14 protein-coding genes and 1 pseudogene are annotated in these 20,312 nt (G+C 67.9%); 7 read left to right on the top strand and 8 right to left on the bottom strand.

All coding sequences use genetic code 11. The features are described from left to right. Positions 1–305: 305 nt before the first annotated feature. Positions 306–2,993 (bottom strand): VCBS repeat-containing protein, encoded by a 2,688-nt coding sequence (locus QFZ71_RS22890; protein ID WP_307670041.1) that lies wholly within the window; start codon positions 2,991–2,993, stop codon positions 306–308. A 537-nt stretch (positions 2,994–3,530) separates the two neighbouring features. Here QFZ71_RS22890 and QFZ71_RS22885 point away from each other — a divergent pair. The 5 genes from QFZ71_RS22885 (at position 3,531) to QFZ71_RS22865 (ending at position 12,893) form a co-directional block, all read left to right on the top strand. Further along, positions 3,531–10,373 carry an RHS repeat-associated core domain-containing protein gene (locus QFZ71_RS22885; RefSeq protein ID WP_307670040.1) on the top strand — a complete coding sequence of 2,281 codons (6,843 nt, stop codon included), beginning with the start codon at positions 3,531–3,533 and terminating at the stop codon, positions 10,371–10,373. After that, a complete protein-coding gene (locus QFZ71_RS22880) occupies positions 10,346–10,789 on the top strand; it encodes an Imm10 family immunity protein (RefSeq protein WP_307670039.1) in 444 nt (147 codons plus the stop codon). Before QFZ71_RS22885 ends, QFZ71_RS22880 begins: the two co-directional genes overlap by 28 nt. Positions 10,790–10,945: 156 nt before the next feature. Continuing rightward, entirely contained in the window at positions 10,946–11,422 is a 477-nt protein-coding gene (locus QFZ71_RS22875) for a hypothetical protein (protein WP_307670038.1), read from the top strand. A gap of 194 nt (positions 11,423–11,616) precedes the next feature. Next, a complete protein-coding gene (locus tag QFZ71_RS22870; RefSeq protein ID WP_307670037.1) occupies positions 11,617–12,321 on the top strand; it encodes a hypothetical protein in 705 nt (234 codons plus the stop codon). Between the two features lie 383 nt (positions 12,322–12,704). After that, the gene (locus QFZ71_RS22865) at positions 12,705–12,893 is read left to right on the top strand and encodes a DUF6191 domain-containing protein (protein WP_307670036.1); all 189 of its coding nucleotides are present in this window, start codon (positions 12,705–12,707) and stop codon (positions 12,891–12,893) included. An 82-nt stretch (positions 12,894–12,975) separates the two neighbouring features. Here QFZ71_RS22865 and QFZ71_RS22860 read toward each other — a convergent pair whose 3' ends face one another. From QFZ71_RS22860 to QFZ71_RS22845, 4 genes are all read right to left on the bottom strand, one after another. Next, positions 12,976–14,499 (bottom strand): catalase, encoded by a 1,524-nt coding sequence (locus QFZ71_RS22860; protein ID WP_307670035.1) that lies wholly within the window; start codon positions 14,497–14,499, stop codon positions 12,976–12,978. Positions 14,500–14,669: 170 nt separating this feature from the next. After that, positions 14,670–14,936 (bottom strand): GlsB/YeaQ/YmgE family stress response membrane protein, encoded by a 267-nt coding sequence (locus tag QFZ71_RS22855; protein WP_307670034.1) that lies wholly within the window; start codon positions 14,934–14,936, stop codon positions 14,670–14,672. A 211-nt stretch (positions 14,937–15,147) separates the two neighbouring features. Then, the gene (locus tag QFZ71_RS22850) at positions 15,148–16,113 is read right to left on the bottom strand and encodes an NAD(P)/FAD-dependent oxidoreductase (protein ID WP_307670033.1); all 966 of its coding nucleotides are present in this window, start codon (positions 16,111–16,113) and stop codon (positions 15,148–15,150) included. Positions 16,114–16,235: 122 nt separating this feature from the next. Then, positions 16,236–16,649, bottom strand: coding sequence for an ATP-binding protein (locus QFZ71_RS22845; RefSeq protein WP_307670032.1), 414 nt, complete (start codon positions 16,647–16,649; stop codon positions 16,236–16,238). Here QFZ71_RS22845 and QFZ71_RS22840 point away from each other — a divergent pair. Together QFZ71_RS22840 and QFZ71_RS22835 are read left to right on the top strand one after the other, a co-directional pair. After that, a pseudogene (locus tag QFZ71_RS22840) lies at positions 16,648–17,556 on the top strand (helix-turn-helix domain-containing protein); the annotation flags it as partial. The gene QFZ71_RS22845 and the pseudogene QFZ71_RS22840 sit on opposite strands and share 2 nt — an antisense overlap. A 41-nt stretch (positions 17,557–17,597) precedes the next feature. Next, positions 17,598–17,870, top strand: coding sequence for a DUF397 domain-containing protein (locus QFZ71_RS22835; protein WP_307670031.1), 273 nt, complete (start codon positions 17,598–17,600; stop codon positions 17,868–17,870). Positions 17,871–17,942: 72 nt separating this feature from the next. Here QFZ71_RS22835 and QFZ71_RS22830 read toward each other — a convergent pair whose 3' ends face one another. The 3 genes from QFZ71_RS22830 to QFZ71_RS22820 all read right to left on the bottom strand — a co-directional run bounded on the left by QFZ71_RS22830 (position 17,943) and on the right by QFZ71_RS22820 (position 20,153). Beyond that, positions 17,943–18,185 (bottom strand): hypothetical protein, encoded by a 243-nt coding sequence (locus tag QFZ71_RS22830; RefSeq protein ID WP_307670030.1) that lies wholly within the window; start codon positions 18,183–18,185, stop codon positions 17,943–17,945. A 212-nt stretch (positions 18,186–18,397) separates the two neighbouring features. Continuing rightward, positions 18,398–19,270: an AraC family transcriptional regulator gene (locus QFZ71_RS22825; RefSeq protein ID WP_307670029.1), complete on the bottom strand. Its 873-nt coding sequence runs from the start codon at positions 19,268–19,270 to the stop codon at positions 18,398–18,400. 121 nt (positions 19,271–19,391) lie between these two features. Continuing rightward, positions 19,392–20,153 (bottom strand): isocitrate lyase/phosphoenolpyruvate mutase family protein, encoded by a 762-nt coding sequence (locus QFZ71_RS22820; RefSeq protein WP_307670028.1) that lies wholly within the window; start codon positions 20,151–20,153, stop codon positions 19,392–19,394. Between the last annotated feature and the right edge of the window lie 159 nt (positions 20,154–20,312).

The following is a 20,312-nucleotide window of genomic DNA, read 5'->3' as shown; positions in this document are numbered from 1 at the left end:
CAGGCGTCTCCCCCGCCTGCTCTCGCCGGCCGCACGGCCGCCGTACCCATCGTGTCGCCGCCTCACCACCCGGCAACGCGCGAGGCCCGGCCCGGCCCACAGCGTGGATCCGCGGGCCGGGCCGGTCGAGGAACGACGCCTCGGTGAATGCGGCTTACGAGATGGCCTTCATAGGCTGCCATCCGCCGGTACCGACAACGGCCGGCGCACCGACAAGGCCGTTTCTGCGGCCCGGAATGAACTCCAGACCCGCCGTGGTGTTGGCGGTGGTGGTCCACAGGTCGGGAACGCCGTCGCCGTCGGAGTCACCGGAAGCCGTCATCAGAGGCCGGGCCGCGACGGTCCATCCGGTGGCGTAGGCGGTGCGGTCGGCGTCGGAGGCCAGCGAGGCCGGGTCGGTGCCGCCGTCCGGAACCCCGTCGCCGTCGCCGTCGCCGTTGCTCCGTCCGTGGTACAGCCACACCGCGCCGTTTGGCGGTGTCACGGACGACCAGATCGACGAAGCCATCGCCGTCGACGTCACCCGGGGAGGCCAACTGCCTGGTGCTCCAGCCCGCGGACCCGATCGGGTAGCCCGGCTGCATCGTGCCCCCGGTGTATCCCGGCAGGAACCAGAGCTGGTCGCCGATGACCGCGACGAAGTCCGGGTTCGACGACTCCTCACCGGCAGACACGTCCCCGATCGACACGATCTGCTTGATGGTGCGGGGGTCGAGGGACACGTCGGTCTCCGGGTCCGCGAAGAAGTAGACCTCCTGCCGGGTGTCGTCGGTGAACTCCCCCAGCCCATCGTTGGGGTAGAGCCAGAGCTTGCCGTCGGGCATCCGGGTGACCAGGTCCTCGTAGTAGTCCTCGGTCCAGTCCCCCCGGTGGGTGAGCAGCGCAGCGCTCCAGTCGGCCGTGGTGTTCTGCGCCAGCATGGGCGCGACCTGCCCATTGCCGGTGCCGGGGTAGAACCTCAGCTTGCCCCCGCCGTCGACGGCGAACAGGTCGGGCATGCCGTCGCCGTTGACGTCGCCGGGCTTGTCCACGATCCCCGGGCTCTTCGCATAGAACTTGTAGGGAAGGACCGGGCCGGCGTTCTTGCCCGCGTCGAACGCCTGGACGTACAACGTGTGCGGGCCGGGGGTCAGCGGAGTCACCTTGACCGACACGCTTCCACCGGCGGTCGCGGGCTTCACGGAGTTGTTCGGGGGCGTGCGGTCCAAGGCCCACCGGTACTCCACGATGTCCTTCTCACCGCCCGCTCCGAGAATGAACTCGCCTTCGGTACGCGCGAGAGCGCCCTCGGCACCCTCCGGGAACAGTCCGTCCGCAGAGGTCACGGTCGGCATGGTGGATGGGGCGGTGGGGTCGAACCCGAAGCGGCAACCGCTGGCCCCCTTGGTGGGCGTCCAGTCGGAGGCGAAAGCGGCGTCGGCGACGTCCTCCACCTGGGCTTTCCAGGAGAACTGGCCGTTGCTCGCGCCCTTGTGCTGGTCCAGCAGGGTTTTGGGGACGGTGATCCTGGCCTGAACACCCTTGGGGTCCTTCGCCAGGACGGTCTTGCGGACCTTCTTGTCGAAGATGATTCCCGGAGCCACATCGTGCTTGCCGGTGGCCCACAGGTGAAACTGCACGTTGACGTCACCGCCGTCCGGATCCCAGACCTGGGCGGTCAGGGTGACGTCAGTGTTGCCGAGGGTCACGTACGTACTGCCGTTGCCGCATTCGTTCGCACCGACCTTGGTGCTGGGCGAGGTGTCCAGTGCCCAGGCCGCCTTGGGCGGGCGGTTGAACTCGACGATCAGCTTGGCGTCCGGCTTGAACTTCTTCCAGCTGTACGGGTCCTTGGCGTCCTCCGCGCTCTGGGGCGCCCGCAGCCCGAAGGTGATGTTCGTCCACTTGCCCGCCGCGGCCTTGACCGCCGCGTCCTTGGCCGTGAAGTCCACGGCCTTGTCGGGGCACCCGACTCCTTCGTTGCCGTGGGCGTAGTCACGCCGGTCCTGGCGGGTGGACTCGGCCGGCTGCTTGTTCCAGGTGGTGGCGGAGCTGATGCCGCCGGTCAGGTACAGCTCGACCGGCTTGGGGGTACAGGACCAGCTGTGGGTCTCGGTGATCTGGAACTGCGCGTCCACGACCTTCACACCGGCCAGGAACTTGGAATCGACACGGAAGTACGAGCGGGCTGTGCCGTTGGTCGAGGATTCGTAACCGACGCGCGCCTCGCTGGTGGTTCCGCCGCTCCAGCCGGTTCCGTTCCAGTAACTGTCGTTGGGGTGCGGCTTGTAGGCGATGGTCCATGCCTGACGCGTGCCGGTGACCCGGGGGTCGATGTAGACCGGGAACGTGGTCTCCGGAGAGCCCAGCAGCGCTTGGTCGGGCTTCAGGGTCAAACGCGCCGGGGACACCTCGACCTCGACGGTGCTGCTGTTCGTGCCGGGCGTCAGGTCGGTCGGGGTCTCGGCCTGAGCGGTGCCATTCGCCGTGCTCCTGGTTCCCGTCCGGGGAGCGACCGCGGCCTGCGCGCCGGAGGAGTCCCACATCCGGGCGGTGGAGGTGGCGAATACCGTCTGGCCGGCCGGATTCACCGCGGTGAGCGAACCCGCTTCGGCGTCCTGCTTCATGGTGAGGCCGTCCGCCTTCAGCCCGAAATCGAGCTGGGCGAGCTCCGGGTTGTCAGCGGCCTCGGCGGTCTTGACGATGAGGGCCTGGCTGAAGCCGTCGACGCTCGCGGCGATGGCGAGGTCGACGCCCGGCAGGACCTCCGGGTAGGTCGCGGTGGATCCATCGAGCACGGGGGTCGGCAGCGGCTTCGGCCAGGTCAGGGAGAGTTCGCGTCCCTGGTCGGTCAGCGTGACCAGGGGGGCGCTACCGCCTGGGGAGAAGGTCACTCTCCCGGCGGCCGCCTTCGGCGCGATACGCCCGGCGACCCGGGCCAGCGTGGTGTCGATCGGCGTCCAGACGCCCTCGCGCTTGACCCGGACCGGAACGGTGTGCTGGGTGCGGCGCACATTTCCGTTGGGCAGAGCGTGCGTTTCGCTGGTACTGGAGCGCTCGGCCGTCAACTCGACCGGCTCCCCTGTCAGCCTTGCTTCCGCGAAGGCCTTTTCCTCAGCGGTCAGAGGTGAGTGAGCCGGTCTTCGCCCAGTCTCCTCCGCAGCGGAGGCGGTGGCGGGGCCGATCTGCGCCAGCCCCAGCGAACTGCCCGCGACCACCGTCGCAAGGATCATTCGGGCGGCACGGCGCGCCGGTCTCTTTCTCACCGTGGATATATGTGGCATGAGTAAAGCCCCCAGGACTTCCTGATCAACTGCAATGTCGGGCGAACAGTACACGCCGGGGCGTCTGAAGCTTTGCACAATGTTGACCAGCGACGACCCCGTCCATGGTTGCCTCTTGACTTGCCGTCAACCTGACCATCCACCTAATGTCACCCCGTTCGCGTGAACTGTGACGCAAGGTAAGGAAGATCGGTGCAGGAACTACTGCAACATTTGCGCTATTTGGGGCACTGGCACAGATCCGTTTCTCTGGTCACCGCTCTGGTGATGCTGGTTACGTTCGTCCCCAACGACCCCGCCGCGGCAGGCACAGGTAAGGCCCGGCTGGCCGACCTGGAGCGGGAACGCTCCGTTCCGGGCCGTGATTTCACCGCTGAGCGGCGGCCCGTCAAAAACGACGCCGCCAAGAACTGGATACCCTCCGCCGACAAGCTGCCCGTGGGCGACTTCACCGTCCAGGTGACGCCCCGGAACGGTGCGGCCGGCTCTCCGGCCGCTCGCGGCTCGCTTCGCGCCGCGCCCGGGGGCTCGCTCGGGTCGAACACCCCGGCCCTCGACAAGCTGCCCGTAAAACTCCGGCAGGTCTCCACGAAGCAAGCGTCCGAGTCCCGCACCACTGCCGCTGTGACAGAAGCACCGGCGTCGGTGGGCATGGCCGCCGAGATCGAGATCAAGGACCGTGCCACCGCCCGCAAGGCGGGCGTCGAGGGACTCCTGTTCACCACCGCCCCGTCGAAGACCGCAACGGCCCCTGCGGTGTCAGGATCGGTCGAGGTCGAACTGGATTACACGGCGATCAAGGATGCGTACGGCGGCGACTGGGGCTCACGCCTCCGGCTCGTACGGCTTCCCGCCTGTGCGCTGACCACGCCGGAGAAGTCCGAGTGCCGTACCCGGACCGAACTGGGCGGCTCCAACGACGCCTCCGAGCAAACCGTCAGCGCCACGGTCGACCTTACCCAGGCGAAGGCCGCTCACACTGCGGCGCCCATGGTGCTGGCGGCCTCCGCCGCCGCCTCGGGCCCCGGTGGCAGCCATGAGGCCACGTCGCTGTCTCCGACCGGCTCCTGGATGGCGGGCAGCTCCTCCGGGGGCTTCGCCTGGTCCTACCCGGTGGAGGCCCCGGAAGTTCCGGGCGGTCCACAGCCCGAGATCGAGCTGTCGTACTCCTCGCAGAGCGTCGACGGCCGTACGGCCTCCACCAACAGCCAGTCCTCCTGGATCGCCGAGGGCTGGGACTACGAGCCCGGTTTCATCGAGCGGCGCTTCAGGTCCTGCGCCGACGACAAGGGCAAAGTCGATGACAAGGCCCCGAACAACAGCGGCGAGACCGCGGACCTGTGCTGGGGTTCCGACCATGTCGTGATGTCGCTCGGCGGTTCCTCCACCGAACTCGTCAAGAACGACGGTGCGGAAAACGGCAAGGAGGAGTGGCGTCCGGCCGACGACGACGGCAGCAGGCTGGAGCGCAAGACCGGTGCGGACAACGGCGCCAAGGACGGTGAGTACTGGATTCTCACCGGCACCGACGGGGTGCGGTACCACTTCGGCCTCAACAAGCTGCCCGGCGCGACCACCCAGCGCACCAACTCCGCGCTGACCGTCCCGGTGTTCGGCAACCACCCCGATGAGCCCTGCCACGCCTCCACCTTCGCGGCCTCCGACTGCGCGCAGGCGTACCGGTGGAACCTGGACTACGTCACCGACCCCCTGGGTGACGCCATGACCCTGTGGTGGGACAAGGAGGAGAACTACTACGGCCAGCACATGAAGGCCGACCAGCAGATCTCCTACACTCGCGCCGCCCATCTGTCCAGGATCGACTACGGGCAGCGCGCGAGCGACCTGTTCGGGCGGCTCCCGGCCGGGCGGGTCGACTTCACCACGGCGGAACGCTGCATACCCTCCTCGGGCTTCGACTGCGCGGTGAGCAAGCGGACGCCCGCCAACGCCAAGTACTGGCCCGACACCCCTCTCGACCAGGAGTGCGCCTCCGGGGCGAAGTGCACGGACAAGTACGCGCCGACATTCTGGTCGACCAAGCGCCTCGTCAAGATCAGCACACAGGTCCTGACCGGCTCGGCCCTCACCGACGTCGACTCCTGGGAGCTGGAACAGAAGTTCCCGCCCACCGGCGACGGTTCGTCCCCGGCCCTGTGGCTGGAGTCCATCACCCGAACCGGCCACGGCGCCGGCTCCAGTGCCGCCATGCCGAAGGTGACGTTCGCCGGAACCCAGATGGACAACCGTGTCGACGGGATCGAGGGCCTGCCGCCCTACTCCCGGCTGCGGATCCATGCCATCGACACCGAAACCGGCGGACGCATCGGCGTCACCTACTCGCCCCGCGAGTGCAAGGCGCTGGAACCGCGGAAGATGCCCGCCTCCCCCGAGACCAACACGCTGCGCTGCTACCCGCAGTACTGGATGCCCAAGGGCGCCCTGAAGCCGGTGGAGGACTGGTTCCACAAGTACGTCGTCACCGAGGTCCGCGAGGACGACCTGGTCACCGACGCACCCGACAAGGTCACCTCGTACGAGTACCTCGGTTCGCCTGCCTGGGCCTACGACGACGGGGAATTCACCGAGAACAAGCAGCGCACGTGGTCGCAGTACCGCGGCTACGAGCGGGTCCGCACCCGCCTCGGGTCCGGCACGGACGTCAAGCAGCTCACCGAGGACCGCTATTTCCGCGGCATGCACGGTGACAAGCTGCCGACCGGCACCCGCACCGCGGCGGTCGAGGACTCCCGCGGCGGCAGCGCCCCCGACCTGGGGCACCTCCAGGGTCAGCCGCGTGAGCACATCGAGTACGCGTCCGACGGCGGGCCCGTCGACTCGTCGGTCCTGACCACCGCCTGGGCCGTCCGGACGGCCACCCGGGCCAGGCCGGGCACCACGGCACTGGAAGCCTGGATGGCGCGCCCCCAGACCGTCTCGACCCGTGAGCGGGTCAAGGGCGAGACCTGGCGCACCTCCACCGAGACCACCACGTACGACGTCTACGGTCTGCCGAGCCAGGTGGACGAGACCACACCCGGAGGCAAACGCAGGTGCGCGGTCACCTCCTATGCCCGCAACACCGGGCTGCACCTGCTGGAGCCCGTCTCCCGCGAGCTGACCACCCTGGGCGCCTGCGGCACCACCGGCGGCAAGGTCGTCGAGGACTCCCGGACTCTCTACGACAACCTCCCCTTCGGCGGAAGTCCGGTCAAGGGCCTGCCGACCGAGGTACAGGAACTCAACGCGGAGGGCAACGGCTACATAACCGTCGACCGGACCGCGTACGACATCCACGGCCGTGAGACGGAGACCTGGGACGCGGAGAACCGCAGGACCTCGGTCGTCAACACGCCGCTCACCCATGCCCGCCCCGTCAAGACCGTCACGACCGACCCGCTCGGCCACACGGAGACCACGGAGTTCGACCCCGTCCGCGGCCTGCCGGTCAAGGAGACGGACGCCAACGACAAGTCGGCGACCATGCAGTACGACCCGCTGGGCCGGCTGCTGAAGGTCTGGGAGATCGACCGGGATCCGGCCACGAAGACGCCCTCGGCCACCTACGACTACACCATCCGACGCGACGGCCCCACGATCGTCACCAACCGGACGCTCAAGGACAACGGCGAGTACGCGGTCTCCTACGAGATCATGGACGGCCTCCTGCGTGAGCGGCAGACCCAGGACGAGGCGGTCGACGGACCGGGGCGCATCGTCAACGACACGTTCTACGACTCGGTCGGCCGCGAGTGGAAGTCCAACGACGGCTACTTCCACTCCGCCGAGCCGGAACCGAAGCTGCTGGAGGTGGGGGACAACGAGGTCCCTTCGCAGAACCGCACCACGTTCGACGGCATGGGCGACCCCGTCGCGGAGATCACCTACCACCGCGGCAACGAGAAGTTCCGCACCAGCACCGAACGCGACGGCGACGTCGCCACCGCCATCCCGCCCAAGGGTGACACCGTCACCGCGACCTTCACCGATGCGGAGGGCCGCACCGAGCGGATCAGGGAGTACACCGACACCGCCCGCACCACGTGGCGCGACACCGTCTACGAGTACGACGACTTCGACAACGTCGTGAAGATCACCGCCCCCGGCGGTGCGGCGACCCGCTTCGAATACGACGGACGGGGACGGCAGATCTCTCTGACCGATCCCGACGGCGGTACGACCCGGCTCGCCTACGACGATTCGGACAACGTCACCTCGACCACCGACCCTCGTGGCAACACGTTGGTGACGACACTCGATGAGGGCGGTCGCCCGACCTCCCTGAGAGAAGGCAGCGACAAGGGCCCGAAGCGGATCGAGTGGACCTACGACACGCTCCTCAAGGGCCTTCCGACCTCAGCGATCCGCTTCGAGAACGGGCGCGAATACCGCGAGGAGGTCACGGCCTACGACAGCGCGTACCGCGTCAAGGCGACGAAGACCGTCATTCCTGCGGAAGAGACCGGCCTGGGCGGCGCCTACGAGTACAAGTACGGCTACACCCCCACCGGTAATCTGGCCTTCGTCCAGCCGCCGGGCGTGGGCGGGCTCGTCGGCGAGACCATCGTCTTCCGGTACAACTCGGACGGGCTCCCCATCTCGATCGGAGGCACGGCGTCGTACCTCAACGACGTCAAGTACTCGGCATTCGGCGAGGTCCTGCGCACGGACGCGGGGGTCGCGGGCCGGAAGGTCCACGGCACCTACCTGTACGACGAGTTCACCCGCCGCCTCACCGATGCCAGCTTCGACCGCTCCGTCAGCCCGGGCCACATCGGCGCCACCCGGTACACGTACGACGATGCCGGAAACGTCACCCGGATCAAGGACACGCCGGGTGAGGCCGCACCGGACAGCGGCAAGACGGACACCCAGTGCTTCGTCTACAACCAGCTCCGGCAGATGACGTCGGCCTGGACGGCGACGGACGACTGCCAGGCTCCCGCGTCCAAGGACACCGTCGGCGGACCGGACGCCTACTGGCAGACGTACGCCTTCGACGAGGCGGGCAACCGCACGCAACTCGTCGAGAAGGACACCGCCGGTGACACCGCCAAGGACGTCACCCGGACGTACACCTACGGAAAGCCCGGCGTCGGAGGCCCCAACGCGCTCGCCGAAATCAAGTCCGCAGGACCCGGCGGCGAAAGACTCAACACCTTCGGCTACGACGATGCGGGGAACACGACCACCCGACAGCACAACGGGGCCACCCAGACTCTGGAATGGAACGTCGAGGGCGAGCTCGCCTCGGTGTCCCAGCCTGTGGAGGGCGGCGGCGTCAAGAAGACGTCGTACCTCTACGGGGCGGACGGCGACCGCCTGATCCGCGCAGCGGCCGACGGCAGCAAGACGCTGTACCTCGGCGAAGCGGAACTGACCGTCAGCCCTGACGGCACGACCAAGACGGCCGAGCGCTTCTACGCCCACCCCGACGGCTCGATGACGGTCCGGGCCACCGGCGGCGGCCGACAGCTCGTTCTGTCGGATCACCACGGTTCATCGACCACCACGGTCGACCTGGTCGCCGCCGGCATGGGCGTCACCCGACGCAAAATGATGCCGTTCGGTGAGCAGCGCGGGCTGCAGCCTTCCGCCTGGCCGGGAGCGCTCGGATTTGTGGGCGGCACCGTTGACGCGGACACGGGGCTCACCCGGCTCGGCGCCCGCGACTACGACCCCGCCACCGGGCGGTTCCTCTCCGTGGACCCGATGGTCGACTACGGCGAGCCCGCCACCATCAATCCCTACGCCTACAGCAACAACGCCCCTGCCACCTTCTCGGACCCGAGCGGGCTGTTCTGGCCCATCGTGATCGTCATCGGGCTCCGCGCAGGCCAGATCGCCGCGCGCAAGGCCGCCCAGCGGCGGCTGGCCCGGGAGGCGCTCCAGCGGAAGCTGAGGGAGCAGGCGCGGAAGAAGGCAGCGGCGAAGAAAAGGGCCCAGGAGGAAGCGAAGAAGCGCGCCAAGGCGAAGGCGGCGCGTGAGGCCGCCAGGAAGCGCATCGCAGCCCAACGCGCCGCGGCCAAGAAGGCGGCTCAGAAGCGGGCAGCCGAAAAGCGTGCTTCGCAGCGCCGGGCGGCAGCCCAGGCGAAGATCAGGGCGCAGCGCGCCGCAGCGAAACGTGAGGCGGCGAAGCGGGCAACGGCACGCAAGGCGGCAGCACGTCCCAAGCCGAGTCCGCGGCCCAGGAGCCAGCCCCGGCCCAGGCCGAAGCCGTCCCGGGCGAAGAAGCCGTCCCAGTCGAAGGGTCCGACGCGGCAGACCAACAGGTGCGAGAGCAACAGCTTCACCGCCGCCACCCTGGTGGTGATGGCCGACGGCTCGAAGAAGCCGATCAGCAAGGTGAAAACCGGCGAAAAGGTGATCGCCACCGACCCGAAGACCGGCCGGACAACGGTCCAAACCGTCGCGGCCACCATCATCGGCAAGGGCGACAAGAAACTGGTGAAGGTCGGCCTGACCGAACACGGCCAGGCCAATGCGTCCACCAGCCTCACGGCCACGGACGGGCACCCGTTCTGGGTGCCTTCCGTAAGAGCCTGGCTGCCCGCGGCCGATCTCAAGTACGGCACCTGGCTGCAGACCCGGTCGAAGACGTGGGCGCAGGTCGAGTCCGTCCGCCGCTGGAACGAGCGCACGACGGTCTACAACCTCACCGTCACCGACACCCACACGTACTATGTGCTGGCAGGAGCCACTCCGGTCCTGGTGCACAACACTGGTGGCAACGGGCACATGTGCGATATCTCTGTGACATCGCCAGATGGGAAAACGAAAAATATCTCGCTTGAGAGCGGCGATATGACGCCTGAAGAGGCTTCGCTCGGGTATCCCAACAACTCGGCCTTCACGCACACGGAGCACCGATTCTCGCGCATGGCGGGTGCTTCCACAGGGCCGAAGGTTTCACTCCCGAGCGACCCGTTCGCCGGCAAGTTCCCTCTGAGTGCTGGTGATGCGGTTAGGATGCAAGGCCAACTCCCCCCTTGCTCGCGATGCAAAGGGGCGATGAATCGCATGGTCAGGGAGCTGGGAGTGTCGGTCACGTATGGATGGTCCGGCGCCAAGGGGTCTGGGTCATGGACAGCTGGAAGAAGGAGGCGCTGACAATGAGATTGGCCGCCACAGAGGTTGGGTTCTTCGAGGACTACGAGGACGAAGAGACCCTTGAGGTGGGCATTTCCGGGGTGGAGGATTCCGGCGTCCCGAGATCGTTCTCGATTCAGCGATCCACGTACGAACCAGATGAGCAGGAAATCCAGTCTGGAATGGATTCCTACAACGTCTCCACCGAGCAAGGCTTCACCGTATACGGGTGCCTTCGAAGCGTGCGACTCTCCCATATGGTTCTCACTCTGGAATTCACCGCTGAGGACGCAGAGGCTCTTGAAATCTCGACGATCGTTGAGGTGAACCTCAACGAAGCGCAGGTCGATGCGGAAAACTTCTCTCGGAAACTTCGTGAGATTGTGGACTGGGGCTCTCCTGCGAAGCGGCCGGATTTGGTGGGGTTGGACGTTTAAGATCCGCCCGCCGGTACGTGGTCTGCGCTTATCGATGGGGCTCCGCCTCATCATTACCGCATCGGGGATCCAGTAGTCCTGTACAGGGAGGGCCCCCTCCACGCTTCTGCGTGGAGGGGGCCCTCGGGTGGTTTGACGGTACCCTGCACCGAGCGGATGACGCAGCTTTTCACAGGTCTGCGAGGTGGAGATGACGCCCGCGCCGAAGACGTGGATCTCTATCTCCAGATCCTGGACGAGCTTTGGGCCCCGAGCACGACGGGCAACGTATTCGCTGCCCGCATGGAGGCGTTGGAGGAGTTTCCCGAGCTCCAGCCATTCGAAGAGGGACTCGTGGATGCAGCCGATATCTACGCCTTCTATGCGGTTCTGTGTATGCGCTATGCGGTCCTGTGTCGCGCTAACGGAGATCCAGAGGATGTCGTACGTTGCGCTCATGCATGCCTCACCGCAATGGGTCAGCTGGATCGGAATATTCCGCTGGGCGCCTTCTCTGAAGACGAGGACAGAAGCCAGCATCAAATATTGCTCGGCGATCCCACCTCTGGCGAATCGCTCTTGCGGCTTCGCAAAATCGATCGAGACGCAAGTCGCGAACGACTGCTCGCGGTGAAATCGAGGCTTCGGAAATAACGCCGCGAAAACAATTACGAGCCCCGCCGGAGCAGTATTCCGATGGGGCTTCTCATATCTTGACGGCAGTAGCTGACGACAACGCCAGCGGGCGGGGACATTCCAGTGGTTTCGCTTTTTACTGCCGTCCGGAGGGACGAACATGGGGGTGCGCAGTCGGGGTGGAAAAATCCTCTGGCGTACACTTCGGCGTCGTGGATGAACTTCTCTCTCTCGATTCGGATAGCATCGGACGTTTCCTCCGGCGGTGGTACGGCACCGCGCGGAGCGTGAGCGATGTGCGCCTCGAAGCCATCCCTTATGCGCCTGCCGAACTGGTGGAGTGGCATACAGCAGCAGTTCTCGCCAACGGCCCTGTGACGTTTCAGGACCGGCCCGTTACGCCTCAGGACCTCGCACCGGACTCCTGCGGCATGCTCGAATTCTGGGCCGAAAACCAGAACGGCCACTTCTGGGCCGTCGACCTCACCGACGACACGCTCCAGGTTTTCTCCAGGGAGGCAGGGGGAAGCGACTGGACGGGAACGGGAGAGAGTCTCCGCGACTTCCTTCTCCATTGCACCGTGCGGGAAGCCGTCATCGGAAGCACGTCCAAGTTCACCGCCTTTGTTGACGAGGCAGGCATCACCAAGGCTCTGGAGCTTTTTGAGCCTCTGAAGTTCGTGGCGCTTGCCAGTGAAGAGCCTCATGTCAAACTGTGGTGCAGCAAGGATGCACTGGTCCGCATGGCACCGCCGCCGACGGGATATGACAGCCCCGGCGAACAGCTGTGGATGCTGACCTTTGCGGCTCCGTCTGATTCACTCATCAAGCGGTACGCCTCTCGGTTCGGCCTTGAGATCTCGACGGAGGCCGAATCCGCTCCTGCGGAACTTCCGTATGAGCCGCCACCGTTCTGAACACCTCTGATAACGCCGGAGCGAAATGAGATCGCCTACCTTTGGCTCATCTCGGCCTTCATCGAAGAGGCGGAGTCCGCTGCGACCGGGGTGCATCCTGGCCCCTTCGGTCCGGGGCAGTACCTGGGGTGAACGGGATCTCGGTCCGGCCGCCCTGCCCCGAAGCGTCCGAGACCATCACTCCGGCACTCTGGACTCCAACGGCACCCCCTGGCCCCACCGCGGTAACACGGTGGGCCGAGATACGGTGTCATAGGCGTCCTCACCAGATGCGGTGACAACAGCCTCTGGGGACCGCCTCGTCGACGGTCTTCAGAGGCTGTTGTCACCTATCGGAATTCCGTTGGGCATCAGGCCGCTGCGGCAGACAGAGAGAAGTCCGTATGTTCGGCACCTTCGACCAGTTCTTCGCGCCGGGTCGGCGTCATGCCGAGGAGGAACGCCGTCGCCAGGAACTCACCGTCGAAGACGTCGGCGATACCGACCCTGGGAAGGGCCCGATAGACCTGACCAGAGGCGTCGTCCTGATACGCCGGCCACCGGACCGCCCGGACAGCGCCGCCCACGGCTGACCACGCCCTCAGCACTCCACCGGCCCGTTGCTCCGCCGGGGCGGCGGAGCAACGGGCCGGTGTCGTACGTCCGACCGGGCCGCTACGCCTTGCGCTGCATGGAGCTGCGCGCCGGGTTGGCCTGTTCGGCGGCCTTCGGGTCCTTCTCGCCGGCCTTCGCGCGGACGCCCTGTTCGATGCGCTTGCCGATCGTGGCGTCGATGTTCGTCCAGTACTGGAACGCCCGCTTGAGGACCGGCTCGGTCACCCCGTTGAGGAGGTGGCCGACCACGTTGTCCACCAGCCGGTCGCGCGCCGCGTCGTCCAGGACCTCGCGGACCATCGTGCCCGCCTGGCCCCAGTCGTCGTCCTCCGCGTGGTCCACGTAGGCCGCCCGGATGATGTCGCCGTCCGCGTACCAGCTCGGATGGGGCCCGAAGAGCGCCGGGTCCGCCGCCGGGCCGCCCTTGGAGTTCGGGGCGTAGACCGGGTCGGTGGTCTTGCGGTACGCCATTGCCCCGTCCTTGGAGTACGTGTGCACCGGGACGACGGGGGCGTTGACGGGCAGCTGCTGGTAGTTGCCGCCGATGCGGTAGCGGTGCGAGTCCGCGTAGCTGAACAGCCGCGCCAGCAGCATTCGGTCCGGGCTCGGGCCGATGCCGGGGACCAGGTTGTTCGGCTGGAACGCCGCCTGCTCGATCTCGGCGTGGTTGTCCGTGGGGTTGCGGTCCAGCGTCATCCGGCCGACCTCGATCAGCGGGTAGTCGCCGTGCGGCCACACCTTGGTCAGGTCGAACGGGTTGAACCGGTAGTCCTTGGCGTCCTCGTACGGCATGATCTGGACCTTCAGCGTCCAGCTCGGGAAGTCACCGTCCCGGATGTGCTCGAACAGGTCCCGCGTGTGGTAATCCGTGTCCGCGGCGGCCATCTGGTCGGCCTCGTGCTGCGTGAACGTCTCGATGCCCTGGTCGGTCTTGAAGTGGTACTTGACCCAGAACTTCTTGCCCTCGGCGTTGAGCCACATGTACGTGTGCGAGGTGTAGCCGTTCATGTGGCGCCAGGTGCGCGGGATGCCCCGGTCGCCCATCAGCCAGGTGACCTGGTGGGCCGACTCCGGCGAGAGCGTCCAGAAGTCCCACTGCATGTCGTGGTCGCGGAGGTTGTTGTCCGCGCGGCGCTTCTGGGACCGGATGAAGTGCTGGAACTTCATCGGGTCCTTCACGAAGAACACGGGGGTGTTGTTGCCCACCATGTCGTAGTTGCCTTCGCTGGTGTAGAACTTCAGCGCGAAGCCGCGCGGGTCGCGCCAGGTGTCCGGGCTGCCCCGCTCCCCCGCCACGGTGGAGAACCGGGCGACCAGGTCGGTCGTGACGCCCGGCTGGAAGAGCGCCGCCTTCGTGTACGCGGACACGTCCGCGGTCACCTCGAACGTCCCGAACGCCCCGCTTCCCTTGGCATGCGGCTGGCGTTCGGGGATGCGTTCGCGGTTGAACTGGGCCATCTGCTCGATCAGGTACGAGTCCTGGAGCAGGATCGGCCCGCCCGGGCCGACGGTGAGTGAATGCTCGTCGCTCTCCACCGGGGCACCGGAGTCGGAGGTGGTCGGCTTGCGCGAGGTGTCGGTCATGTCGTCGCTTCCTCTGGTTCGTCTTCCGCGGACGTGTCGGCGTCGGCCCCTGCTGCGGCTGCTCTACTGACCTCTGCCAATGTAGGCAGAACCGGATGAATCGACCCGTCGAATCTTCGGTGCCCCGGCCCATCGGCCGCGCGGTCCCGGAGCCCGGCGGGAAGGCCGGGTCAGCGGACGCGCCGGCCCGCGATCATCCGGTAGATGAGCAGGACGATCACCGAGCCCACGATGGCGGCGATCCACGTGGACAGGCTGAAGAAGCCGTCGATCGAGTCGACGCCGAAGATCACCTTGCCGAGCCAGCCGCCCAGCAGACCGCCCACGATGCCGATGATGATCGTGATGATGCAGCCCCCGGGGTCCTTGCCGGGCATCAGCGCCTTGGCGATGAGCCCCGCGAACAGGCCGATGAGGATCCAGGCGATGATGCCCACGGAAGTCTCCCTTTGCGTTGCTGGGGCCCGGCGCCCTCGTGACGCCGGGGACCTTCCGCGTATCCCCTCAACCGGAACTCACACATCCGCCGGGCTACGGCCCTCACCCCTGCGGCCCCTCCTTCACCGGTCCGCGTTACGCCGTACGGGCCCTCGCCGGCCACGCCGCACAACCCGCCCACCGAGCCGGACGGCTCCCGGCCGAGCGGGTTCACGCCCGCCGTGCCGCCACCGCCAATCGGGTGTCCTCGGCGATCAGGTCGCCGTTGACCGCGCCCGCCGCCATGAGTCCGGCCGCCGCCGCGCCGATCACCTGTTCGGTGAGGCGGGTGACGTTGCCGGCCGCCCAGACGCCGGGGGCCTCCGTCGCACCGGTCGGGTCGGTCGGGATGTACGTGCCGATCACCGTCCCGGCCATCTCCTGCGCCACCGGCTTCAGCCCCAGCGACTCCAGCACCGCCGACCGGGCGGTGAACCGGGCCTGCACAACCAGCGCCTCGCGCGGGACCACCCGCCCGGACGCCAGCCGTACGCCGGTGAACCGGTCGTCCGCGACCTCCAGCCCGGCCACCTCGCCGTCCACGACCGCCACGCCCCGCGCCGCCAGCTCCTCGTACTCTGCGGCCGAGAGCGCGGGGGCCCTGTGGAGGAAGAGCGTCACGTCGTCGCTCCACTGCCGCCACATCAGTGCCTGGTGCACGGCGAGCGGCCCGGTGGCGAGCACCCCGATCGGGCGGTCCGCCACCTCGTGGCCGTGGCAGTACGGGCAGTGCAGCACCTCGCGCCCCCACCGCTCCGCCAACCCCGGCACGGGTGGCAGCTCGTCCACGAGGCCCGTCGTGACCAGCAGCCGCCGCGCCTCGACGCTCCGACCGGCCTCCGTCACCACCCGGAAGCCCCGCTCCCCGTCCCCGGACAGCCGCTCGGCCGACGCCACCCGGCCCTCGACGATCTCCGCCCCGTACCCGGCGGCCTCGGCCCGGCCGATCGCCAGCAGCTCGCCGGGCGGGGTGGACTCGCGGCCCAGGTAGTTGTGCACGTGGGAGGCGGGGGCGTTACGGGGTTCACCCGCGTCGATCACCAGGACGGAGCGCCGGGCCCGCGCCAGGGCCAGCGCCCCGCTCAGACCGGCCGCGCCGCCGCCCACGATCACCACGTCGTACCGCTGCCGCTTCATGTCGTTCCTCCTTCGCCACCGGGCCGCGGAGCGCCTACGCCCGCCTCCGCCCGCCTTCGCTCGATGACGGAAGAGTGCGCCCAGGAGGCCGAAACGACAAAGATCCTTGCTGGAACAGCAACTCACACGATGCTGAACTCGCACCACACGATCTTGCCGGGGTTCCGCTCCCCGACCCCCCACCGGTCCGCCAGCGCCTCGACCAGCAGCAGCCCGCGCCCGCCCTCGTCCTCCGGCCCCGGCGGGACCTCCACCGCACACACCTCGCCGTCACCGCTGTCGTGCAGTTCCAGACGGATGGTGCCCTCCACCCGCTCCAGATGGATGTGGACCTTGAAGCCGCGCCCCGGCGGCACCCCGTGCCGGAGCGCATTGGTCGCCAGCTCGGTCACACAGAGCAGCACATCGTCGGCCCGCTGCTCGCACTCCCACTCGACCAGCGCCTTGCGCGCGAACTTGCGTACGACAGGGATCGACCTGCGCTCACGGCAGTAGAAGGCGGCCCGGAAGTAGGAGAGTTGGGTTGTCTCGTTCATGCCCCCACGCTCACACGGTGTAACTAAGCTCCAGCAGAGCGTCGGGGCGTACAAACGCGTTTGTACGAGCTCTGACGGGTGGACAGCGGCGTCGATCGGGGATAGCCAGACCATGCAACCGGGAAAGCAGAGCGGCACCAGGCGAGTTACCTCATGGCAGTTGGTCGGGGCGCAGCTCCGTCACTTCCGCAGGCTCGCCGGACTGACACAGGCCGTCCTCGCCGAACAGGCCAGGGTGGGCGAGGACACCATCTCCTCGATCGAGCAGGGACGGCGGGCCCTTCAACCGGACCTGGCGACCACGCTCGACGAACTGCTCGACACCAAGGGCGCGTTGAGGGTCGCGGTGGAGGGCATTCCACGGAAGGAGCGGTACCAGGCGCTGGTCAAGGACTTCGTGCAGTACGAGCAGGAGGCGGTGAGCCTGCTCTGGTACGAGTCCCAGCTCATTCCGGGACTGCTCCAGACCGAGGCGTATGCGCGCTTCATCTTCGGCTGTAACTACCCACCGCTGGGTGAGGAGGAGATCGAGCAGCGGGTGACGGACCGTCTGGACCGTCAGAAGATCCTGGAGCGCAAGCCCCGACCCCTCCTCCACTTCATCCTGGAGGAGAGCATCCTGCACGCCCAGATGGGGGACCCCGTGGTGATGCTGGAGCAGCTCCTGCATCTGCGGCGCTGCATGGATCTGCCCTTCGTCACCATCCAGTTCATGCCCCGGAAGACCGCTCAGCACGCCGGTCTCGCAGGGCCTCTCGTTCTACTGGAAACGCCCGACCACGACGGACTCGCCTACGTGGACGGACAGCTACGTGGAGAGCTGTACGACGAGGCCGCCGACGTCAGCGCACTGATGCAGAGGTATGGGATGCTGCGTACCCAGGCGCTCACCATCGAGAAGAGCACCCGGCTACTGGACGCACTGCTTGACGCACTGCTTGGAGAAACATGTCCCGCGCAGCACACCCCGGCCCCGGTCCCGTCGCCCTCCACTGGTTCAAGTCGAGCTACAGCAACGGTGACGGCGGGGACTGCATCGAAGTCGCCTACCACTGGCGCAAGTCCAGCTACAGCAACGGTGACGGCGGAGCCTGCGTCGAGGTCGCCGCGCACCCCGCCGCCGTCCACGTCCGCGACTCCAAGGTGACCGAGGGCCCTGTCCTCACCGTGGAGCCCGCCACCTGGAGCGCCTTCGTCCGGGGCAGCAGCGCCGCCCTCTGAGCAACCGGCACCGCCCCGCTTCCGGCCACCGCCGCGGCCGGAAGCGGGGCGGTGCGCCGTCCGCCCGCTACCTCAGTAGCGCACCCACAGCTCGTACACGCCCGGCTTGCCCGCATACGGGTTGCAGATGAAGACGCGGCTCCAGAGGGCGTTGTCCGCACCGGCGTTCCCGACCGCCTGGCATTCCGCCAGGCTGCTGTGGTGGCTGCGGAGATAGAAGCCTGGGCCCGTCGCGGAGGCCGTCGAAGCGGTGCCGAGCAGCATCGCGCCGGCCGTCGCCACCGTCACCGCGAGCGCGGCAATACGTCTGTGCATGTCGGTAACTCCCTCTTCCGTCAACGCAGATGACTGAGCATCAGTGAATGGTCAGAGCCGAACCGGACAGCGCGCGCCGCCAGGAGAAAGCTAGCGAGCGGAACACGCCCGCACAATAGGTCTGGACCAATAGGGCATCGCATATGCCCCGTGGCCGTAAACCTCTGTCGTGCCGCGTATGTCGGCGTAACGCCCATGCCACCGCCGCACCGTCAGCTCTCGGGCGACCGTTCCACCGGAATCCACAGCTCCGCCTCCGCCCGCTTCCCCTCCTCCGTCAGCCGCACCCGCAGGATCTCGGGGCCGGGCCGGGAGGCGTACGGGTTCGACGGGAACCACTGGGTGAAGACGTCCCGCCAGAGGTACTGGAGGGCCTGCGGGAACTCCCCTTCGCTCTGGAAGACCGCCCACGTCCCCGCCGGTACGGCGAGGGCGTCCAGGTCGTCCGGGGGCTCCGCGCCGCTCACCACGCCGTGGTAGTAGTCGAGTTCGGTGCCCTCCGCGCGGCTCGGGTCGAGCTGGTCGCTCACCCCGACGAGACCCGACGGTTCCTGGTCCGAGAGGGCCGCGATGCGGTCCAGCTCCTCCCGGCCGATCCCCCGGATGAACTCCGCGATGGCCGGATTCGGCCCTTCGTGGATGAGCGGGACGCGGGCCCGCTTCCCCACCACGTGGAACGCGTCCTTCTCCACCAGCCTGTACCGCATGGCCGTACTCCCTTCGACGACGAGTCGGAAGGTCAGCCGTTGCTGGGACCGCAGAACCGCGCCCGTGCGCCGCGCCTCGCCGGGGCCGATGCCGTGCACGGCCCGGAAGGCGCGGGCGAAGCCCTCCCCCGTGTCGTACCCGTACCGCACCGCCACCTCCAGCAGCGTGCGGTCGGGGGCGGCGAGGACCTCGGCACCCGCGACCGTCATGCGGCGGCGTCGGATGTACTCCGCCGGCGGGAGGCCCGCGAGGGCGGAGAACATCCGGCGGAAGTGGTGCTCCGAGGTCCGCGCGATGCGGGCGAGGTCCGCCGCGTCGATGCGCTCACCGAGATGGGCCTCGATGTGGTCCATCGCGTCGTTCAGCCGTTCCAGCAACTCCTGGTCCCTTCCCTTGCCCGTTCACCGTAGGAAGGGACCAGGGTGCCGGACCCGACCGTTCCGGACCCGGATCGGTCGGGTCCGGTCGGGAACGCGCCGCGCGGAGGCGCGGACCCGCTTACGGGGCCCAGGGGCCGAGCATGTCCTTCATCGTGTCGGTCAGCGCCATCTGGAGCAGCGGGCCGTAGGTGATCCGGCCGACGCCGAGACGGCGGAACCGCTCCAGGTCGTGCTTGACCGGGTGGGCCGTGGAGTTGACGGGTACGGAGACGGCGGCCGTGACCGCCGTGAGCAGCTCGTCGTTGTCCTGGATCTTCACCGGGTAGACGCTGTCCGCGCCGGCCTGCTCCAGGGCCCGCAGGCGTTCGATCGCCTCGTCGAGGACGGCGGCGGGGTCCTGGGCGTGCGCGAAGAGGTCGGTGCGTCCGTTGATCCAGACCGGGACACCCGCGTCGTCGGCCGCCGCGCGCAGACCCGCGATGTAGGCGGCGTGCTCCTGGGTGGTGCGTACGCGTCCGCCTTCGGAGTGGACGGTGTCCTCGACGTTGAGGCCGACACCGCCGGCCTCGATGAGACCGGCGATCAGGTCGGCGGGCTTCTGCCCGTAACCGGCCTCCAGGTCCACGGATACGGGGACGTCGACGGCGGCGATGATCGGCCGGACGGCGGCCAGCACCTCCTCGAAGGTCTGGCCCTCCTGGTCCTCGGCTCCCCGCGAGTCCGCGAGGGGGTGGCTGCCGATCGTCAGCGCGGGGAACCCGGCGGCGACCGCCGTGCGCGCGGACCAGGCGTCCCAGACGGTGGGGAGCACGAGCGGCTTGTGGTCGGCGTGCAGCTTCTTGAGGCGCTGAGCGCGCTCGACAGTGGTACGAGAGTCCATGCCCAGGACGCTACCCCCGGATCGGCCGGGACAACGCGACGGCTGCGGCTGCCGCTGCCGCGACGGCTGCGGCTGCGGCTGCGGCTGGAAACGCGCCCGGTTCCGGTCGCTGGGACGTGGGCGGGTGACCGAGGAGACCCCGGCGGGCGTTTGCCCACG

It is taken from the genome of Streptomyces sp. V2I9, from assembly GCF_030817475.1.
Taxonomy (GTDB): Bacteria; Actinomycetota; Actinomycetes; order Streptomycetales; family Streptomycetaceae; genus Streptomyces.
The sequence above is the reverse complement of the archived record's forward strand: the minus strand, read 5'-3'. Positions and strand labels throughout refer to the sequence as shown.

Excerpts from the sequence above, each read along its gene's own strand:
- QFZ71_RS22885 (WP_307670040.1), top strand. The coding sequence starts at position 3,531 with ATGCTGGTTACGTTCGTCCCCAACGACCCCGCCGCGGCAGGCACAGGT.
- QFZ71_RS22880 (WP_307670039.1), top strand. The coding sequence starts at position 10,346 with ATGGACAGCTGGAAGAAGGAGGCGCTGACAATGAGATTGGCCGCCACA.
- QFZ71_RS22875 (WP_307670038.1), top strand. The coding sequence starts at position 10,946 with ATGACGCAGCTTTTCACAGGTCTGCGAGGTGGAGATGACGCCCGCGCC.
- QFZ71_RS22865 (WP_307670036.1), top strand. The coding sequence starts at position 12,705 with ATGTTCGGCACCTTCGACCAGTTCTTCGCGCCGGGTCGGCGTCATGCC.
- QFZ71_RS22860 (WP_307670035.1), bottom strand. The coding sequence starts at position 14,499 with ATGACCGACACCTCGCGCAAGCCGACCACCTCCGACTCCGGTGCCCCG.
- QFZ71_RS22850 (WP_307670033.1), bottom strand. The coding sequence starts at position 16,113 with ATGAAGCGGCAGCGGTACGACGTGGTGATCGTGGGCGGCGGCGCGGCC.
- QFZ71_RS22845 (WP_307670032.1), bottom strand. The coding sequence starts at position 16,649 with ATGAACGAGACAACCCAACTCTCCTACTTCCGGGCCGCCTTCTACTGC.
- QFZ71_RS22835 (WP_307670031.1), top strand. The coding sequence starts at position 17,598 with ATGTCCCGCGCAGCACACCCCGGCCCCGGTCCCGTCGCCCTCCACTGG.
- QFZ71_RS22830 (WP_307670030.1), bottom strand. The coding sequence starts at position 18,185 with ATGCACAGACGTATTGCCGCGCTCGCGGTGACGGTGGCGACGGCCGGC.
- QFZ71_RS22820 (WP_307670028.1), bottom strand. The coding sequence starts at position 20,153 with ATGGACTCTCGTACCACTGTCGAGCGCGCTCAGCGCCTCAAGAAGCTG.